The organism is Vibrio sp. Y29_XK_CS5, from assembly GCF_024181835.1.
In the GTDB taxonomy this organism is placed as follows: domain Bacteria; phylum Pseudomonadota; class Gammaproteobacteria; order Enterobacterales; family Vibrionaceae; genus Vibrio; species Vibrio harveyi.
On sequence record NZ_JAMZAM010000003.1, the window covers coordinates 296,360 to 312,991 of the forward strand.

General features: G+C 45.3%; 18 protein-coding genes. 8 read left to right on the forward strand and 10 right to left on the reverse strand.

The genetic code is table 11. From position 1 onward, the window contains the following. Window positions 1–38: 38 nt before the first annotated feature. The 4 genes from NL647_RS15355 to argR all read right to left on the reverse strand — a co-directional run bounded on the left by NL647_RS15355 (window position 39) and on the right by argR (window position 5,230). Window positions 39–476 carry a universal stress protein gene (locus NL647_RS15355; protein ID WP_005450497.1) on the reverse strand — a complete coding sequence of 146 codons (438 nt, stop codon included), beginning with the start codon at window positions 474–476 and terminating at the stop codon, window positions 39–41. 44 nt (window positions 477–520) lie between these two features. Next, complete coding sequence (locus tag NL647_RS15360) at window positions 521–3,100, reverse strand: TRAP transporter permease (RefSeq protein ID WP_005450496.1); 2,580 nt, start codon at window positions 3,098–3,100, stop codon at window positions 521–523. 306 nt (window positions 3,101–3,406) lie between these two features. Then, complete coding sequence (locus NL647_RS15365; protein ID WP_009698854.1) at window positions 3,407–4,375, reverse strand: TAXI family TRAP transporter solute-binding subunit; 969 nt, start codon at window positions 4,373–4,375, stop codon at window positions 3,407–3,409. A gap of 384 nt (window positions 4,376–4,759) precedes the next feature. Beyond that, window positions 4,760–5,230 (reverse strand): transcriptional regulator ArgR, encoded by a 471-nt coding sequence (argR, locus tag NL647_RS15370; RefSeq protein WP_005430583.1) that lies wholly within the window; start codon window positions 5,228–5,230, stop codon window positions 4,760–4,762. A 358-nt stretch (window positions 5,231–5,588) separates the two neighbouring features. Here argR and mdh point away from each other — a divergent pair, with 358 nt between their 5' ends. After that, window positions 5,589–6,524: a malate dehydrogenase gene (mdh, locus tag NL647_RS15375; protein WP_172580349.1), complete on the forward strand. Its 936-nt coding sequence runs from the start codon at window positions 5,589–5,591 to the stop codon at window positions 6,522–6,524. 133 nt (window positions 6,525–6,657) lie between these two features. Beyond that, entirely contained in the window at window positions 6,658–6,849 is a 192-nt protein-coding gene (locus NL647_RS15380; RefSeq protein WP_005430528.1) for a hypothetical protein, read from the forward strand. 75 nt (window positions 6,850–6,924) lie between these two features. Here the strand turns inward: NL647_RS15380 and ispB are convergent, their stop codons facing one another. Further along, entirely contained in the window at window positions 6,925–7,896 is a 972-nt protein-coding gene (gene ispB / locus NL647_RS15385) for an octaprenyl diphosphate synthase (protein ID WP_005450493.1), read from the reverse strand. 257 nt (window positions 7,897–8,153) lie between these two features. Here ispB and rplU point away from each other — a divergent pair, with 257 nt between their 5' ends. From rplU to folA, 6 genes are all read left to right on the forward strand, one after another. Further along, window positions 8,154–8,465 (forward strand): 50S ribosomal protein L21, encoded by a 312-nt coding sequence (gene rplU / locus NL647_RS15390; RefSeq protein WP_000271393.1) that lies wholly within the window; start codon window positions 8,154–8,156, stop codon window positions 8,463–8,465. A 20-nt stretch (window positions 8,466–8,485) separates the two neighbouring features. After that, window positions 8,486–8,743, forward strand: a complete 258-nt coding sequence (gene rpmA, locus NL647_RS15395) for a 50S ribosomal protein L27 (RefSeq protein WP_005383095.1) — start codon at window positions 8,486–8,488, stop codon at window positions 8,741–8,743. 211 nt (window positions 8,744–8,954) lie between these two features. Further along, window positions 8,955–10,127, forward strand: coding sequence for an Obg family GTPase CgtA (gene cgtA, locus NL647_RS15400; protein WP_005450476.1), 1,173 nt, complete (start codon window positions 8,955–8,957; stop codon window positions 10,125–10,127). Between the two features lie 303 nt (window positions 10,128–10,430). Next, a complete protein-coding gene (locus NL647_RS15405) occupies window positions 10,431–11,231 on the forward strand; it encodes a threonine/serine exporter family protein (RefSeq protein WP_017817252.1) in 801 nt (266 codons plus the stop codon). Continuing rightward, a complete protein-coding gene (locus NL647_RS15410) occupies window positions 11,231–11,704 on the forward strand; it encodes a threonine/serine exporter family protein (protein WP_009698851.1) in 474 nt (157 codons plus the stop codon). The genes NL647_RS15405 and NL647_RS15410 overlap by 1 nt, the downstream gene beginning before the upstream one ends. A gap of 9 nt (window positions 11,705–11,713) precedes the next feature. After that, on the forward strand, window positions 11,714–12,193 hold the full coding sequence (gene folA / locus NL647_RS15415; protein WP_005450473.1) for a type 3 dihydrofolate reductase: 480 nt from the start codon (window positions 11,714–11,716) through the stop codon (window positions 12,191–12,193). 67 nt (window positions 12,194–12,260) lie between these two features. Here the strand turns inward: folA and apaH are convergent, their stop codons facing one another. From apaH to surA, 5 genes are all read right to left on the reverse strand, one after another. Beyond that, window positions 12,261–13,067: a bis(5'-nucleosyl)-tetraphosphatase (symmetrical) ApaH gene (gene apaH / locus NL647_RS15420; RefSeq protein ID WP_005450472.1), complete on the reverse strand. Its 807-nt coding sequence runs from the start codon at window positions 13,065–13,067 to the stop codon at window positions 12,261–12,263. Between the two features lie 12 nt (window positions 13,068–13,079). Next, window positions 13,080–13,460, reverse strand: a complete 381-nt coding sequence (gene apaG, locus NL647_RS15425) for a Co2+/Mg2+ efflux protein ApaG (RefSeq protein ID WP_005450471.1) — start codon at window positions 13,458–13,460, stop codon at window positions 13,080–13,082. Between the two features lie 75 nt (window positions 13,461–13,535). Next, window positions 13,536–14,345 carry a 16S rRNA (adenine(1518)-N(6)/adenine(1519)-N(6))-dimethyltransferase RsmA gene (gene rsmA, locus NL647_RS15430; protein ID WP_005450470.1) on the reverse strand — a complete coding sequence of 270 codons (810 nt, stop codon included), beginning with the start codon at window positions 14,343–14,345 and terminating at the stop codon, window positions 13,536–13,538. Further along, window positions 14,342–15,340 (reverse strand): 4-hydroxythreonine-4-phosphate dehydrogenase PdxA, encoded by a 999-nt coding sequence (gene pdxA / locus NL647_RS15435; RefSeq protein ID WP_005450469.1) that lies wholly within the window; start codon window positions 15,338–15,340, stop codon window positions 14,342–14,344. The genes rsmA and pdxA overlap by 4 nt, the downstream gene beginning before the upstream one ends. Continuing rightward, window positions 15,330–16,613: a peptidylprolyl isomerase SurA gene (surA, locus tag NL647_RS15440; protein ID WP_005450468.1), complete on the reverse strand. Its 1,284-nt coding sequence runs from the start codon at window positions 16,611–16,613 to the stop codon at window positions 15,330–15,332. Before surA ends, pdxA begins: the two co-directional genes overlap by 11 nt. Window positions 16,614–16,632: the final 19 nt, after the last annotated feature.

The following is a 16,632-nucleotide window of genomic DNA, read 5'->3' on the forward strand; positions in this document are numbered from 1 at the left end:
ATCAACCTTTTCTTTCATTTTGAGTTTGAATGAGCGCGTTAGCCTTGAGGCTTCACCACCATAACGTTGATTGGTGAGTTCTCTACTACTTTACTCGCTACAGAGCCCAGCATCACTTTGTTGATCTTCGAACGTTTGTGGCTTGGCATAATGATAAGGTCTGCACCTAAACGTTCTGCGTAATCTAAGATGGTTGCGTAAGCTTTACCTTCCGCAACATGCACTTTGTAAATCACTTCGTCGTCCATATGCTGATCAGCAAACGCTTTTAGCTGCTGCTTTACGTCTTGCTTCATTTTTGCAGCGGCATCTTTCGGGAAGTAACTCGCGACCATTGACATATGGATGCCTGGCAATACTGTCAGCAGGTGCACTTCAGCATTGGCTTGCTTCGCCTGCCATACCGCCAATTCAACGGCGCGGTCAGAAAAGCCTTGGTCATTTAGATCAACCGGAACAAGAATTTGTTTGTACATTCAATGTCTCTCATTAAGGCCCCGTATCCTCGAGGCCAAATCGGTTATGCGCTCAACTGTTCCTTACGAGCACGACGTTTTTGGTTCAGGGCAAGTACCAGCAAAATCATCAAACAAGGGATAAATACCCACTCTTTCATCGGTCGATCGGCGTCTTGAACTACCCATTTGATCTCCCAATCGAAGTCGATACCAGAAGATTCTGCCGGGCTGCCAAATTCAACCATGTCTACGATCATTTTGCCGTCGTTCTCGGTCAGCATTAGACCCATTGAAGAAATACGCTCTTCAGCGGTTGCCGCTTTATCTTCGAACGGAAGACGTACCGTTTTCTCTATGTAATCGCCTTCTAAGTTTTCACCAGCGACACGTAACTCTAGGGATTCTCCTACATTTAGCCCTTCTGTGATTTGAGCTATCTCAACACCAGGGGAAAGAACTTTCGCTGGGTAGAGCATGTCCCACCAGAAACCAGGGCGGAAGAAAGAGAACGTTAATACTAATAGTAGGACCGTTTCCCACCATTTGTTACGTGTGAACCACCAACCTTGCGTCGCCGCAGAGAAAATCAACATGGCAATGATTGAAGAGATTACGGTCAGCGCTAAGTGCCACCAAGTGTCGATCCCCATCAATAGAAGTTGAGTGTTGAAGACGAACATAAATGGCAGGATCGCAGTCCGAATATCGTAGGTAAAGCCTTGAATACCAGTACGAATCGGATCTGACTTGGCAATTGCAGCAGCTGCAAATGCAGCCAAACCTACTGGAGGGGTATCGTCAGCCAATATACCGAAGTAGAACACGAATAAGTGCACCGCAATCAGTGGGATGATCAAGCCATGAGCTGCCCCTAGAGTTACGATAACCGGTGCCATTAGTGTTGATACAACGATGTAGTTGGCAGTTGTTGGCAGACCCATACCCAGAATCAAACTGATAACCGCAGTAAACAGCAGCATGAGTATGACACTACCGCCAGAGATGAACTCGACGAAGTCTGTCATCACCAAGCCAATACCAGTAAGGGTGACCACACCAACTACAGTGCCTGCCGCTGCTGTTGCGACACCAATACCGATCATGTTACGTGCGCCTGACACCAAGCTCTCTGCGAGGTCAACAAAGCCGTCTTTAGTTTGTTCAACCAAGTCACCTTGTTTTGACAGTAATGCGATCAATGGGCGTTGCGTCAGCAAGATAAAGATCATGAATACCGTTGCCCAGAATGCCGATAGACCCGGAGAAAAGCGTTCAACGGTCAAACACCAAACCAGTACGACGATAGGCAATAGGAAATGTAAGCCAGATTTAATTGTTGGACCTGGATCTGGGACCTCAGTGAGTTCCGCATCAATTTCGATTGCACCATCTTTGGCGTGGTTGGCTGAAATCTTCACCAGACCGACGTAAGCAATTAATAACGCGATGGTTACGATGGTTGTAGCAGCATCGCCAAATACGTCTTTAGTCCAACCCACACCGTAGTAAACCAAGGCACTGATAACGCACAAACCGAGAATAGTGCCAGTAAATGACAATAGGCTTTGTAGCATTGTTGGGTTGTGGCGACGAGGAAGCCCTGTCATGCCAGCTTTACATGCTTCTAGGTGAACAATGTAAATCAAGGCGATGTAAGAAATCAGTGCTGGAAGTAGAGCAGCTTTGATGACTTCAACGTAAGAGATACCGACGTACTCTACCATCAAGAATGCCGCTGCACCCATGATAGGTGGTGTGAGCTGACCGTTAGTAGAGGCTGCAACTTCAACAGCACCCGCTTTTGTTCCAGGGAAGCCAACTCGCTTCATCAATGGAATCGTAAACGTACCTGTCGTTACTACGTTAGCGATGGATGAACCTGAAACTAGACCGGATAGACCTGATGCAACCACTGCGGCTTTCGCTGGACCACCTTTCATGTGACCAAGCAGTGAGAAAGCAACTTTGATGAAGTAAGCACCAGCACCTGCGCGCTCTAGCATGGCACCAAACAGTACGAACAAGAATACGAAAGACGTTGATACGCCAAGCGCTACGCCGAATACACCCTCTGTTGTTAACCACAGATGCGACATCGCTTTGTTTAAGCTTGCGCCTTTATGAGCAATAACATCTGGCATGTATGGACCAGCGAAGGTGTAAGTCAGGAATACGGCTGCAACTACCATCAAAGGGGGACCAAGTGCACGACGTGTTGCTTCAAGCAACAATGCCATACCAGTGACTGATACCACGATATCGACAGTGGTTGGTGCGCCTGAACGGCCGGCAAGCTCAGTGTAGAAAATATAAATGTAAGCTGCCGCAAAACTGCCCGCTAGTGCCAATATCCAGTCAATCAAAGGGATATGATCACGCGGAGAGTTTTTCATTGCTGGATAAGCAGTGAAAGCGAGAAAAGTAGCAAAAGTTAAATGAATTGCTCGCGCTTCAGTGTCATTGAGTACGCCAAAATTAAAAATAAATGGTAGCGGAGAGGCATACCACAATTGAAATAGCGACCAGCACAGTGGTACGAACCATAGGATTCGACCTTGCAAGCCCATTGGGCTACGCGCACCTGTGTCTGCCTGAGCCACCATCTCTTGCACATCTTGTGACGGAGTGTTGTTCGTCGCCATGTACTTTTTCCTTATTATTGATGGTCCTGTCTGTTTTGTGTTTCGAGAACCTCGCTTCGCTATAACAGTGTAGTGAATAGAGCGAAGTTTGCTTTCGATTGAACCGCGATAACCCTTAAACTCATTGAACGATGAGAGTGGTAAAGGTGCGTTTTCTTTTTCTTAGGTATGAGCGCGACTTCCGAAAGAAATCGGCAGATTGCATAAAGCAAATTGAACAAAGTATGCTGATGGGGCTGTCCCGCCAGCATACTCAATCAGACAGAAAGCGATCCGTTTCTGCCTGAGCTTGAAGTCAGTAGTTGCTTACTTAAGCAGACCTACTTCTTTGTAGTATTTCACTGCACCTGGGTGAAGAGGGATAGAAAGACCAGCTTTCACCATGTCTTCTTTCTTCAGGTTTGCAAATGCAGGATGTAGACGTTTGAATGTGTCGAAGTTTTCAAACACCGCTTTTGCCACGTTGTAAGCGACATCATCAGAAACGTCTGATGTTGTTACCATTGTTGCCGCAACACCAAAGCTGTTTACGTCTTTGTCTGTACCACGGTACATACCAGCAGGTACTGTGCTAAACGCGTAGTAAGGGTTTTCAGCAACGATCTTGTCGATCTCTGGGCCTGTCGCAGGGATCAGTTTCGCGTCACAAGAGGTTGTTGCTTCTTTGATTGAACCATTCGGGTGACCAACCATGTAGATGAACGCGTCGATCTTGTTGTCACATAGAGCTTGTGAACGCTCTGAGCCTTTAAGCTCTGATGCTAGCTTGAAGCTGTCGTTAGTCCAGCCCATAGCATCCATCACTACGCCCATTGTTGCGCGGTCGCCAGAACCTGGGTTACCGATGTTTACACGTTTACCTTTCAGGTCTTTAACGTTTTCGATACCAGAATCTGCACGTGCAATGATGTTAAAAGGTTCTGTGTGAAGAGAGAACATTGCGCGTAGTTTTTTGTACGGACCTTGTTCAGCAAACTTGCTCGTACCGTTGTAGCCGTGGTACTGCCAATCCGATTGCACGATACCAAAGTCTAGCTCGCCAGCACGGATTGTGTTGACGTTGTAAATTGAGCCGCCAGTCGATTCTACTGAACAACGAATGTTGTGATCTTTACGACCTTTGTTTACCAATTTACAAATAGCACCACCAGTAGGGTAGTAAACACCTGTAACAGAGCCAGTACCGATAGTAATAAACTCTTGAGCGTTAACTGCGCCTGCGCCCATAACTGCTGCAGCGATAGCGCCTACTTTAAGAAGTTTGTTAAATGCCATGAATTTCCCTTCCTTATATTCATTATTAACCCGGAAATAACCATAAATTACTTCAGGAGTTTCCTATTTGGAAACGGCATCTTTTCCAATCCAATCGTTTGAAAAAGCGAGCGAATCATAACAAAAAATTGGCAGAAAATTATCCGATTGTTAAAAGTTATAGCGAATAAGTCTAAATGTTGCGACTGAGAGTGGAGATAAATTTGTAAGTTAATTCTTTCTAGAACAAATACTTATGATGAGTTTGAGAAGAGGTGTTAAAAAAACCAATAGCGTGATGTTGATCACAAAATTGCCGGGTGAAAAATAAGCTGTAAAATCAAAAAATTTACATTTTTAATGGGCTACAAAATTCAATTAATTTCATAGCCCACAAACAGTTACTTAGCCTGTGTATTCGAAAAGTTCACACACAGATTTGAACAGTTGTTCTGTAGATACTGGCATTGTTGGGGTAATGAAGATAGTGTCATCGCCCGCAACGACACCAAGAATACCCTCAGATTTGCCAAGAGAGTCAAGCAAGCGTGCGATCAGTTGAGCAGCACCTGGACCTGTATGAATGACAACCAAAGCGGCGTTATGATCAATATCTAATACCAACTCGCGTAGAGAGCTGCTCACTGTTGGTACACCTAGCTCAGCAGGCAGACAGTAAACCATCTCCATTTTTGCGTTGCGTGTACGGACAGCACCAAACTTGGTTAGCATGCGAGAGACTTTAGATTGGTTGATGCTTTCAAAACCTTGTTGTTTTAGTGCATCAACGATTTCGCCCTGTGAGCCAAAACTCTCTTCTTTTAATAAGGCTTTAAAAGCGCGAACTAAGTTATCTTGTTTTTCTGAATTGCGCATAGTCGTTATGATTCTCTTATCAAGGGTCAGCAATTTTGCATATTCTCGCATAGATATTCATGCAGTGCCAAAAAGTCACGACATTATGTTAATTCCATCACTGTAAACCCTAAACAGGATAGGATTCTTTAAGTATGAAATTGTTGACCTATTTATTGTGTTGAATTTCTTGTCATTTCAACAGAATAAAAGAATAATCAGACCTTTGTTTGTAGCACGGTAACAGTGAGTTGCGCGAGGTCGCAAAGCTGGCGTTAATTGATTGTAATCAAGTTGTGATTCCGATAGCTTTATTTCAGCTGGTTACAAAATACCCTACGAATACGTTTATAAGAGAAATACTCTCAAGGAGAACTACATGAAAGTAGCCGTTATTGGTGCCGCTGGCGGCATCGGTCAAGCACTGGCCCTTCTACTTAAGAACCGTCTTCCTGCAGGTTCTGATTTAGCCCTATACGATATTGCTCCAGTAACTCCTGGTGTGGCTGCTGATCTTAGCCATATCCCAACTCCAGTTTCTATCAAAGGTTACGCTGGTGAAGATCCAACGCCTGCACTTGAAGGTGCGGACGTGGTGCTAATCTCAGCTGGTGTGGCTCGTAAGCCTGGTATGGATCGCGCGGATCTGTTTAACGTAAATGCTGGCATCGTTAAATCGCTAGCAGAGAAGATTGCCGTTGTATGTCCAACAGCATGTGTAGGTATCATCACTAACCCAGTGAACACAACGGTGCCAATTGCTGCTGAAGTGTTGAAAAAAGCAGGCGTTTACGACAAGCGCAAGCTGTTTGGTGTAACGACGCTAGATGTTATCCGTTCAGAAACATTCGTAGCTGAGCTAAAAGACAAAGATCCAGGTGATATCCGCGTGCCTGTTATCGGTGGTCACTCTGGCGTAACGATTCTTCCTCTACTTTCTCAAGTTGAAGGTGTTGAGTTCACAGCTGAAGAAGTAGAAGCTCTGACGAAGCGTATCCAAAACGCAGGTACAGAAGTTGTAGAAGCAAAAGCGGGTGGCGGTAGTGCAACTCTGTCTATGGGTCAGGCGGCATGTCGCTTTGGTCTAGCGCTAGTTCGTGCTCTTCAAGGTGAAGAAGGCGTGATCGAGTGTGCATATGTTGAAGGCGATAGCGAGCATGCTCCTTACTTTGCGCAACCTGTGAAGCTAGGTAAAGATGGCGTAGAAGCAGTTCTAAGCTATGGCGCATTAAGCGACTACGAGAAGTCGGCACTTGATGGCATGCTAGAAACGCTAAATGGTGATATCAACATTGGTGTTGAATTCGCAAAATAAGCGTCTCTACATACAAAGCATGTAAACAAGACAAATAGCAAAGAAAGCCGATCTTAGGATCGGCTTTTTTGATCCTTTCTTTTGGCTTGCCGTATCAGAGTCAGAACCAAACAACTTTGTGAAGGAGAAGATGATGGAAGCGAGTCGAATCCGTAAAGGTATGGTTGTAGAGTGTCAGCAAGGTGTTGGAACCATCTTGGTCGTTGATCAAGAAGCTGAAACCGTTCTATTGGCGAAGCAGGGGTCAGAAGAGCAGCTTGCGGTAAGCTTTGATGAAATAGAAGACAACCCACAGTTGCATGGTAACTGCGATCAATATTACTAGGGTCTGTTACCAGTAAAAGATAACAAAAAGGAAGAGCATGGCTCTTCCTTTTTACTTTTGGGTCTTTCTTTTTTGTTAGCTAGTGCGCTTCACAGACATATGAGCGAGTGTAATTAGTGCTTGCTTATAGTCGGATTCAGGCAGCACCGCCAACTCAGCAATGGCTTTATCGGCTTCTTCTAACGCTTTTTGTGTTGTGTACTCAAGAGAACCAGCTTGCTGCATAACCGTTAAGATATCTTCTAGTCGATCCATACCGTTAGCTTTCTCGATAGCTTCACGAATCATCGCTGCGTTATCTGGCGTGGTATTGCGCATCGCATGCAATAGAGGAAGCGTTGGTTTGCCTTCAGCCAAATCGTCACCAACATTCTTACCCATATCCTCACCGTCTGACGTATAGTCCATCACGTCATCGATCAGTTGGAATGCGGTGCCAAGGTATTTGCCGTAGTTTTGCAATGCCACTTCTACTTCTTCTGGTGCGTCATTTAAGATGGCACCAATCTGCGTTGCTGATTCAAACAGACGCGCAGTTTTTGAGTAGATGACCTGCATATAGCTTTCTTCAGTCGTGTCAGGATCATTACAGTTCATTAACTGCTGAACCTCACCTTCTGCGATCACATTAACTGCATCACTCATCAGTTTAAGGATCTTCATTGATCCTAGCTCAGTCATCATTTGAAATGAGCGAGTATAAATAAAGTCCCCAACTAACACGCTCGCGGCATTACCAAACGCAGCATTCGCTGTCGCTTTACCACGGCGCATGTCAGATTCATCAACTACATCATCGTGCAACAGAGTCGCAGTATGGATGAACTCGATAAACGCCGCAGCCATGGTATGACCGTTACCTTGGTAACCAAGAGCACGAGCTGACAATATCGCCAGAAGTGGTCTCAGGCGTTTGCCTCCACCACTCACGATATAGAAACCGAGTTGGTTGATTAAAGAGACATCAGAATTTAGTTGGGCTTGAATTGTTTCATTCACTTTTGCCATGTCATCGGCAGTAAGCGCTTGGATAGTTTTAAAATCCATCGTATATCCGGCTGAAGTTAGACCCTGCAAGGCTTATTCGATTTATATAATTGTCGAATAATACACTAAAAAACGTTGATTAATACATTACTAAAGGGCATGATTGCCGCACTTTTCTTTGGCGATTAGCTTTTCGCCAATTTTTTCAAAATATGGCTTGTCATAGGGGCATCTCTTCTGTAGAATCTGCGCCCTATTGATGATTAGTTTAGCGCACACCCTCATGAAAAGGCTGTGCGGAAAAAGCGGAGTAAAATATGTACGCTGTTTTCCAATCTGGTGGTAAACAACACCGTGTAAGCGAAGGTCAAACTCTTCGTTTAGAGAAATTAGACGTTGAAACTGGTGCAACTGTAGAATTTGATAAAGTTCTTCTTGTTGCTAACGGCGAAGACATCAAAGTTGGTGCTCCTCTTGTAGAGGGCGGCAAAGTTGTTGCTGAAGTTGTACAACACGGTCGTGGCGATAAAGTTAAAATCGTTAAGTTCCGTCGTCGTAAGCACTCTCGTAAGCAACAGGGTCACCGTCAGTGGTTCACTGAAGTGAAGATCACTGGTATCAACGCTTAATCTATTAGGAGAGTTTAACAATGGCACACAAAAAAGCTGGTGGTTCTACTCGTAACGGCCGCGATTCAGAAAGCAAACGTCTAGGTGTTAAGCGTTTCGGTGGTGAATCTGTTCTTGCAGGTAACATTATCGTTCGTCAACGTGGTACTAAGTTCCACGCTGGTAACAACGTAGGTATCGGTAAAGACCACACTCTATTCGCTCTTACTGAAGGTAAGGTGAAGTTCGAGGTTAAAGGTCCTAAGAACCGTAAGTTTGTAAGCATCGAAGCTGAGTAATTTTACCTTTTTGGTTAATTACTAAAGCTTTATAGCTGAATTCAAAAGCCCTGCCGATTCGGCGGGGTTTTTTATTTGTAGCAGTCGGCATATTCAAGTTTCTCGTTTTAGCCCATCACGGTTGGAATCTGGGAGCTTAGATCTGTCATCTGCTAAAATTGTTTGATGGCAAATCAGATTTAATCCACGCACGAAGTAGTCGGAGTAAAAGATGAAGTTCGTAGATGAAGCGGTAGTAAAAGTTCAGGCTGGTGACGGCGGTAGCGGCGTTGTAAGTTTCTGGCGTGAAAAATTCATCACTAAAGGTGGCCCTGATGGTGGCGACGGTGGTGATGGTGGTGATGTATACATCCAAGCCGATGAAAACCTAAATACCCTGATCGATTACCGTTTCCAACGCTTTTACGAAGCAGAACGCGGTGAAAACGGTCGCGGTGGTAACTGTACTGGTAAACGTGGTAAAGACATCACACTTCGCGTGCCAGTAGGTACTCGCGCAGTTGATATCCACACTAACGAAATCGTTGCCGAAGTAGCAGAACACGGTAAGAAAGTGATGGTCGCTAAAGGCGGCTGGCACGGTCTTGGTAACACGCGTTTCAAATCTTCAGTAAACCGCGCACCTCGTCAGAGAACGCTGGGTACTAAAGGTGAAATCCGTGAGATCCGTTTAGAGCTATTGCTATTGGCTGATGTTGGTATGCTTGGTCTGCCTAATGCAGGTAAATCAACCTTTATCCGCGCAGTATCAGCAGCAAAACCAAAAGTAGCTGATTACCCATTTACTACGTTAATCCCAAGCTTGGGTGTAGTGAGTGTCGTACCTGAGAAAAGCTTTGTTGTTGCAGACATTCCAGGCCTAATTGAAGGCGCAGCTGACGGTGCTGGTCTAGGCATTCGCTTCCTTAAGCACCTAGAACGTTGTCGTGTGCTGCTGCACATGATCGATATCATGCCAATCGATCAGTCAGATCCAATCCAAAATGCTCTAACTATCATTGATGAGTTAGAGCAGTACAGTGAAAAACTAGCAGGCAAACCTCGTTGGTTAGTTTTCAACAAAACGGATCTGATGCCTGAAGAAGAAGCGAATGAAAAGATCCAAGAGATCTTGGATGCGCTAGGTTGGGAAGACGAGTACTTTAAGATCTCGGCGATCAACCGTAACGGCACAAAAGAGCTTTGCTACAAGTTAGCTGACTTTATGGAAAACCTACCTCGCGAAGAGGAAGAAGTTGCTGAAGAAGATAAAGTTAACTTCATGTGGGATGACTACCATAAAGACGCGATCGCTGGTAAAGACGTTGTTACTGAAGACGACGACGATTGGGATGACTGGGACGATGAAGAAGACGACGGTCACGTTGTTTACGTCCGCGACTAATCGCTAGCTAATTCACTAAGCCGCAATGTGTATTGCGGCTTTTTTTGTATCTAAATCATGTTTAGTAGATGTGATTTACGGCACAATAATAAATTATACCCAAGTGACTTCAAGGCGAAGGAGTCAGAGCGAGTCGATGACACGCTTACAAAGGGCGAGTTGTCTTGGCTTGTGCACTTTGTTGTCGATTTTTAATTTAGGTTCACTAAATCCTTAAATCGCTGTGCGTCTACAACCCAAGACATTCTTGCTGAACCAAACGTCTTGAGGTTACTTGGGTATAAATGGACTTAGGAAGTATTTATGACACTGGAAGCTATACCGTCTTGTACTACGACGGCATCCAATCAAAGAGCCATCTCTCGGCTTGTTGCCCAAGCAGGGCAAATGTTATTAGCCCATGGGGCAGAAAGTACGCTGGTTAGTGACATTATGCAGCGCATTGGCATTGCATGCGGTGTGAGTGACGTTGCGGTGGCATTATCAGCCAATGCTTTAGTGGTGACGACTGTAAAGGACGATCACTGCATCACCACCACAAGAAGCTGTGCGGATCGTGGCATTAATATGCGCGTGATAACTCAGATCCAACGCATTTGTATCATGATGGAGCGTGGCTTACTTGATGTGAAAATGGCGCAGAAGAAGCTCAATAGTATCAGTCCTGAGCGCTATAACCGTTGGTTAGTTGTATTTATGATAGGGCTTTCCTGTGCGGCATTCAGTCATTTGGCTGGAGGTGATTTAGGGGTGTTTGTCATGACTTTTCTTGCTTCTGCTGGCGGTATGATCGTGCGACAAGAAATTGGTCATCGACACTTTAATCCCCTTCTCAATTTTGCTGTTACGGCCTTTGTTACGACGTTGATTTCAGCTCAAGCGGTTATCTTCGAAATTGGTAACTTGCCGACTGTTGCCATGGCATCTTCCGTATTAATGTTGGTTCCAGGCTTTCCATTGATTAACTCGGTTGCCGATATGTTGAAAGGTCATATCAATATGGGCATTGCACGTTTCACTATGGCGAGTTTGCTCACTCTAGCTACTTGTCTTGGTATTGTTGCTGCAATGGAAGTAACCGGTATTTGGGGATGGATGAGCTAATGAGTGTATTTGAGCTTATTTTAGGGCTTTTAAACGACATGTTCTTTGCCGCTATTCCTGCGGTTGGTTTTGCTATGGTCTTTAACGTGCCACAAAAGGCACTTAAGTACTGTGCGGCAGGTGGTGCGATCGGTCATGGTAGCCGTTATCTAATGATGCACTTTGGCTTGCCAATTGAATGGGCGACCTTTTTCGCGGCGACTTTAGTGGGCTTGATAGGTGTTCACTGGTCTCATCGCTTTCTGGCTCATCCAAAAGTATTCACTGTGGCTGCTTTAATCCCTATGGTTCCAGGGGTATTCGCTTATAAAGCCATGATAGCCATGGTTGAGATAAACCACTTAGGTTATTCGCCTGAACTCATTGCGACGTGCATGGAAAACTTTCTTAAGGCGATGTTTATTATTGCAGGCTTAGCGGTTGGCTTGGCGGTTCCGGGGCTGTTATTCTATCGCCGCAGACCCATAGTATAAGGACCCAATATGATCATCAGCATGATTGCCGCGATGGCAGACAATCGAATCATCGGTAAAGACAACCAGATGCCTTGGCATCTTCCTGCAGATTTTGCATGGTTTAAGCGCTGCACTATGGGCAAGCCTGTTGTGATGGGACGTAAGACCTATGAATCGATCGGGCGTCCTCTACCTGGTCGTTTGAACATTGTCATCAGTCGTGATGAGTCACTTTGTATTGAAGGTGTAACAACTGTCACATCGATTGAGCAAGCGTTAGACGTTGCGGGTGAGGTGGAAGAGGTGATGATCATTGGTGGTGGTGCGATTTACGCAGCTTGTCTGCCAATGGCAACCAAGTTGTATGTGACTCATATCGAAGCTGAAATTGAGGGCGATACTCAGTTCCCTGATTGGGGTATTGAGTTTAAAGAAACGTACTCTGAGGCATACCAAGCAGATGAGAAAAACGCTTACAACATGCGTTTTACTGTCCTTGAAAAGTAATCGGATAGAATGAGAAAAGCACCGCAAACGCGGTGCTTTTTGTTTTTTAGTCCGGCAATCAGAGCCGTTAACTGAGAGCTTCTTGAATGAAGACTTGTTTGTCTTCCCAACGAATCATAGTTAGTGAGCCCCCCCAAACGCAGCCCGTATCAAGTCCAATAATGCTTTCATCGATATGACCTTGCAGTGCCGCCCAATGCCCAAAAAGTACCGCTTTTTCTAGAGGGATTCTTTGCGGTAACTTAAACCACGGCACCAGTTCATCCTCTGATACTTCTTGCGGTGGCAATTTACAATCCATATCCAGTCGCCCGTCAGGAAAGCAGAAACGCATACGGGTAAAGGCATTGATGGTATAGCGATAGCGATCAAGTCCCGATAGGGATTCATCCCAAAGATCAGGTTGGTTGCTGTACATGTTTTCTAGCAGCCAAGGTAATTGTTCACTTCGAATGATCGCTTCCACTTCACGGGCACAGGCTCTGGCGGTTTCAAGATCCCATAGCGGGGAGATACCGGCATGGCACATTACAAACTCATCGTGTTCTGCAAGTAGTGGTTGTTGAGCGAGCCAAGTCAGTAATTCGTCTTTGTCTGGGGCAGAGAATATGGGTGCGGTTTTGTCTTTATCTTTGACCTTTTTGAGTCCTTGCGAGACCGCCATAAGGTGCAGGTCATGATTACCGAGCACGACTTTAGCACTGTCACCAAGAGAACGAACAAAGCGCAGTGTTTCTAATGATTTAGGACCTCGAGCGACAAGGTCGCCAGCTAACCAAAGTTGGTCATGTTCTACAGAAAAATTAACTTGCTCTAATAGCTGTTGAAGCTCGTCAAAACAGCCTTGGATGTCACCAACAATGTAGTTAGCCACAGAGTCTCCTGATTAATTTAAGACGTTAGGAACAGCCAAGCGGAATGGATCAATCTCAGTGATGAATTCCTGTCCTTTTTCATCCAGTAACATGTAGTGTCCCTGCATGACACCAACTGGTGTTTCTAACGCAGTGCCACTGCTGTAAGTATACTCGTCATTACCTGCGATAAAGGGTTGTTGACCAACGACACCTTCTCCCTCTACCGTCATTTGTTTACCGTTGGAGTCGGTAATCAACCAGCGACGACTGACTAATTGTACCGTTTGTTGGCTGAGGTTTTTTATTGTGATGACGTAAGCGAACACATAGCGTTGTAGCTCTGGATTGGACTGTTCTTCGATGTATTTGGTATGAACTTGAATCTTAATGCAAGGTTGAATGACGTCCATGTGCACTCCTCAGAAACGTAATATCCCAATAATAATAAGCCAAACCGGCAAGGGTTTGGCTTATCGTTTGAGTTCTTAGTGCTGCGGGTTATCCGCGAGCCAGTTCGCCATGGCGACGAATTGTTGTAGCGTCAAGTTTTCTGGACGCATGCCTGGGTTGATACCAAGCTCTTCCAACACCTCTGTACTGAGCAGAGATTTATAACAGTTACGTACTGTTTTACGGCGTTGGTTAAAGCCTTCACGACATACTCGCTCCAGCAAACGTAGATCTTTAGCTGGGCATGGAAGTTCTTCGTAAGGTACTAGACGAACAACAGCTGAGTCTACTTTCGGTGGCGGAACAAAAGCGGTTGGTGGCACTTCTAGCACTGGTACTACTTTACAGTAGTACTGCGCCATGACCGTTAGACGACCATAAGCCTTGCTACCCGGACCTGCTGCCAAGCGGTTTACTACTTCTTTTTGAAGCATAAAGTGCATATCTTGAATGTCTTTATGGAATTCAAATAGGTGGAACATCAATGGTGTAGAGATGTTGTATGGCAAGTTACCAAAGATACGCAGCTTGTTGTTTGGCTTCACCAGTTGAGTGAAGTCGAAACGCATCGCGTCGCCTTCATGGATAGTAAGCTTATCTGCCAATTCAGGATGGTTGCGTAGACGTTCTGCTAGGTCACGGTCCAATTCGATCACCGTGAACTTGTCGACTTCGCGACCAACAGGTTCGGTGATTGCACCTAGACCCGGGCCGATCTCAACCAGGTTTTGACCTGGTCTTGGGTTAATTGCTGATACGATACCGTCAATAATGTACGGATCGTTCAGGAAGTTTTGACCAAAACGTTTACGCGCTTTGTGTCCTAAATGGACATCATTTCTCATTGTTTCTTCTCTACCAATTCTATCGCATGCGTGAGCGCTGTTCGGAAGCTCCCTGTATCCGCTTGACCTGTCCCTGCCAGTTCTAATGCAGTACCGTGATCCACCGAGGTTCTAATAAAAGGTAGACCAAGAGTAATGTTTACTGAACGACCAAAGCCTTTGTACTTTAATACTGGCAACACTTGGTCGTGGTACATGCCTAAAACAGCATCAGCATCGTTTAAATACTTTTCATTGAAAATGGTATCTGCCGGTAATGGACCGATCAGATTGATTCCTTTTTCTTGTCGAATCTTTTCCAATGTCGGAGTGATGGTCTCGATCTCTTCGCGACCCAAACAGCCATCTTCTCCCGCATGTGGATTTAACCCGCAAACATAGATGTTTGGCTGCGAGATGGCAAATTTTTCTACAAGATCTTTATGAAGAATATCGATGATTTTTTCTAATCGCTCTTCCGTGACGGCTTTTGATACGTAAGCTAAAGGAATGTGCGTAGTGACAAGTGCTACTCTCAGTCCTTCAGTTGCCAGCATCATCACGACCAACGGTGTGTTGGACTTCTCGGCGAAGAATTCAGTATGACCACTGAAAGCAACGCCTGAGCGATTGATCACCCCCTTATGTACAGGGCCGGTGACAATAGCATCAAATTCATCATTCATACAGCCCAAAGCGGCTCTTTCTAGTGTTTTTAATACGTAGTGACCGTTAGCTTCATTGAGTTGACCAGCGATGACATTTTCTGCCATTTCGATATGGTCAACGATCAAGGTACCCGCTTTTTGGGCTTTGGGTGCTTCTTCTGGATTGTAATCAGTCAGTTGAACATCAATGCCGAGTAGTGCGGCACGTTCCAACAGCATGTTTTTGTCTGCGCAGACGACGATTTGGTGTGCCCAGTCTTCCTTAGACAAGGCGAGCACCAAATCGGGACCGATACCTGCAGGTTCCCCTGCGGTTACGACGATTCTGCGAATCGAATTAGTTGCCATCATTATCATCCACGATTTCAACGAATGCGCTTGCGCGTAGCTCTTGCATCCATGCGCCAGCTTCTTCATTAAACTTACGGTTAAATAGAATTCGGTATGCTTTGTTCTTCATCGCTGAATCCGTGCGGTCTACCTGGCGACGGTCTAGAACTTCAACAATGTGCCAACCGTGTACCGTTTTAAATGGTTCACTGATTGAGCCGATCGGTAGTGTTTCTACTTGGTGTTTAAATTCTGGCACGTATAGGTCAGGAGTTTGGTAACCTAGCTCACCATTTTGCGCTGCTGAACCAGGGTCTTGGCTGTATTGTGTCGCCAACTGAGCAAAGGTCGCTTCGCCTGCCTTGATACGACGAATAAAGTCGTTTAGCTCTTTCTTCGCACCATCATCACTTAGGATTACCGTCGGTTTGATTAGGATATGGCGAGCATTTACTTCTGTTACTGCTACGGTTTCAAGACCTTTTACATCTTCAATTTTTAGAATGTGGAAGCCTACGCCGCTGCGGAATGGACCAATGATGCTACCTTTGTTTTGCATCTTGATCTGGTCTGCAAAGATGGTCGGCATTTCTTCTTTACGCATCCAACCCCAATCACCACCTTGTAGGGCTTTTGGACCTTTTGAATAGGTGTATGCCATTTCCGAGAAGTCAGCACCGTCTTTTAGTTTCTTAACCAAGGCTTTTGCTTCGGCTTCTACTTCTGACTTGTCTTTATCATCAGAGAAGCGAAGTTGAATATGACCAATTTTGTACTGAACGGTTGCATTGGTTTCTTTTGCCAGTTGGTCGGCAAGGCTATCTACTTCAGCAGGAAGAATATTGATACGACGACGCACTAGCGCATTGCGAGCTTCAGAAGCCGCAATTTCTTTACGGATCTGTTCACGAAACTCTGGGTAGCTTAGACCTTCAGCTTGAACAGATGCTGCAAGTTGCTCTACGGTCTGCTTGTTATTACGAGCAATTTCCGCAATTGCTTGGTTTAGACGGTTGTCATCGATACGGACGCCAATACGATCAGCTTCCTGTCCTTGTAGTGTGTCGATGATCAGTTTTTCTACCACTTGGTCTTTCAGCACACTTGCTGAAGGTAGGCTCTTGCCATTTTGACGAGCATTTGCCTGAAGCGTCTTCATCGCAGTATCGATGTCACTTTGAAGAATTACGCCGTCGTTAACGATAACCGCAACCTTATCAAGCTCTACTGGCGCAGCGGTTACACCACAAGAAAGTAGCGCGGTGAATAAGAGTGATTTCCAAATTTTCATTAAAAATTCCGTCAGTAAT

Coding starts and splice junctions, on each gene's coding strand:
- NL647_RS15355 (WP_005450497.1), bottom strand. CDS start 476: ATGTACAAACAAATTCTTGTTCCGGTTGATCTAAATGACCAAGGCTTT.
- NL647_RS15360 (WP_005450496.1), bottom strand. CDS start 3,100: ATGGCGACGAACAACACTCCGTCACAAGATGTGCAAGAGATGGTGGCT.
- NL647_RS15365 (WP_009698854.1), bottom strand. CDS start 4,375: ATGGCATTTAACAAACTTCTTAAAGTAGGCGCTATCGCTGCAGCAGTT.
- argR (WP_005430583.1), bottom strand. CDS start 5,230: ATGCGCAATTCAGAAAAACAAGATAACTTAGTTCGCGCTTTTAAAGCC.
- mdh (WP_172580349.1), top strand. CDS start 5,589: ATGAAAGTAGCCGTTATTGGTGCCGCTGGCGGCATCGGTCAAGCACTG.
- NL647_RS15380 (WP_005430528.1), top strand. CDS start 6,658: ATGGAAGCGAGTCGAATCCGTAAAGGTATGGTTGTAGAGTGTCAGCAA.
- ispB (WP_005450493.1), bottom strand. CDS start 7,896: ATGGATTTTAAAACTATCCAAGCGCTTACTGCCGATGACATGGCAAAA.
- rplU (WP_000271393.1), top strand. CDS start 8,154: ATGTACGCTGTTTTCCAATCTGGTGGTAAACAACACCGTGTAAGCGAA.
- rpmA (WP_005383095.1), top strand. CDS start 8,486: ATGGCACACAAAAAAGCTGGTGGTTCTACTCGTAACGGCCGCGATTCA.
- cgtA (WP_005450476.1), top strand. CDS start 8,955: ATGAAGTTCGTAGATGAAGCGGTAGTAAAAGTTCAGGCTGGTGACGGC.
- NL647_RS15405 (WP_017817252.1), top strand. CDS start 10,431: ATGACACTGGAAGCTATACCGTCTTGTACTACGACGGCATCCAATCAA.
- NL647_RS15410 (WP_009698851.1), top strand. CDS start 11,231: ATGAGTGTATTTGAGCTTATTTTAGGGCTTTTAAACGACATGTTCTTT.
- folA (WP_005450473.1), top strand. CDS start 11,714: ATGATCATCAGCATGATTGCCGCGATGGCAGACAATCGAATCATCGGT.
- apaG (WP_005450471.1), bottom strand. CDS start 13,460: ATGGACGTCATTCAACCTTGCATTAAGATTCAAGTTCATACCAAATAC.
- rsmA (WP_005450470.1), bottom strand. CDS start 14,345: ATGAGAAATGATGTCCATTTAGGACACAAAGCGCGTAAACGTTTTGGT.
- pdxA (WP_005450469.1), bottom strand. CDS start 15,340: ATGGCAACTAATTCGATTCGCAGAATCGTCGTAACCGCAGGGGAACCT.
- surA (WP_005450468.1), bottom strand. CDS start 16,613: ATGAAAATTTGGAAATCACTCTTATTCACCGCGCTACTTTCTTGTGGT.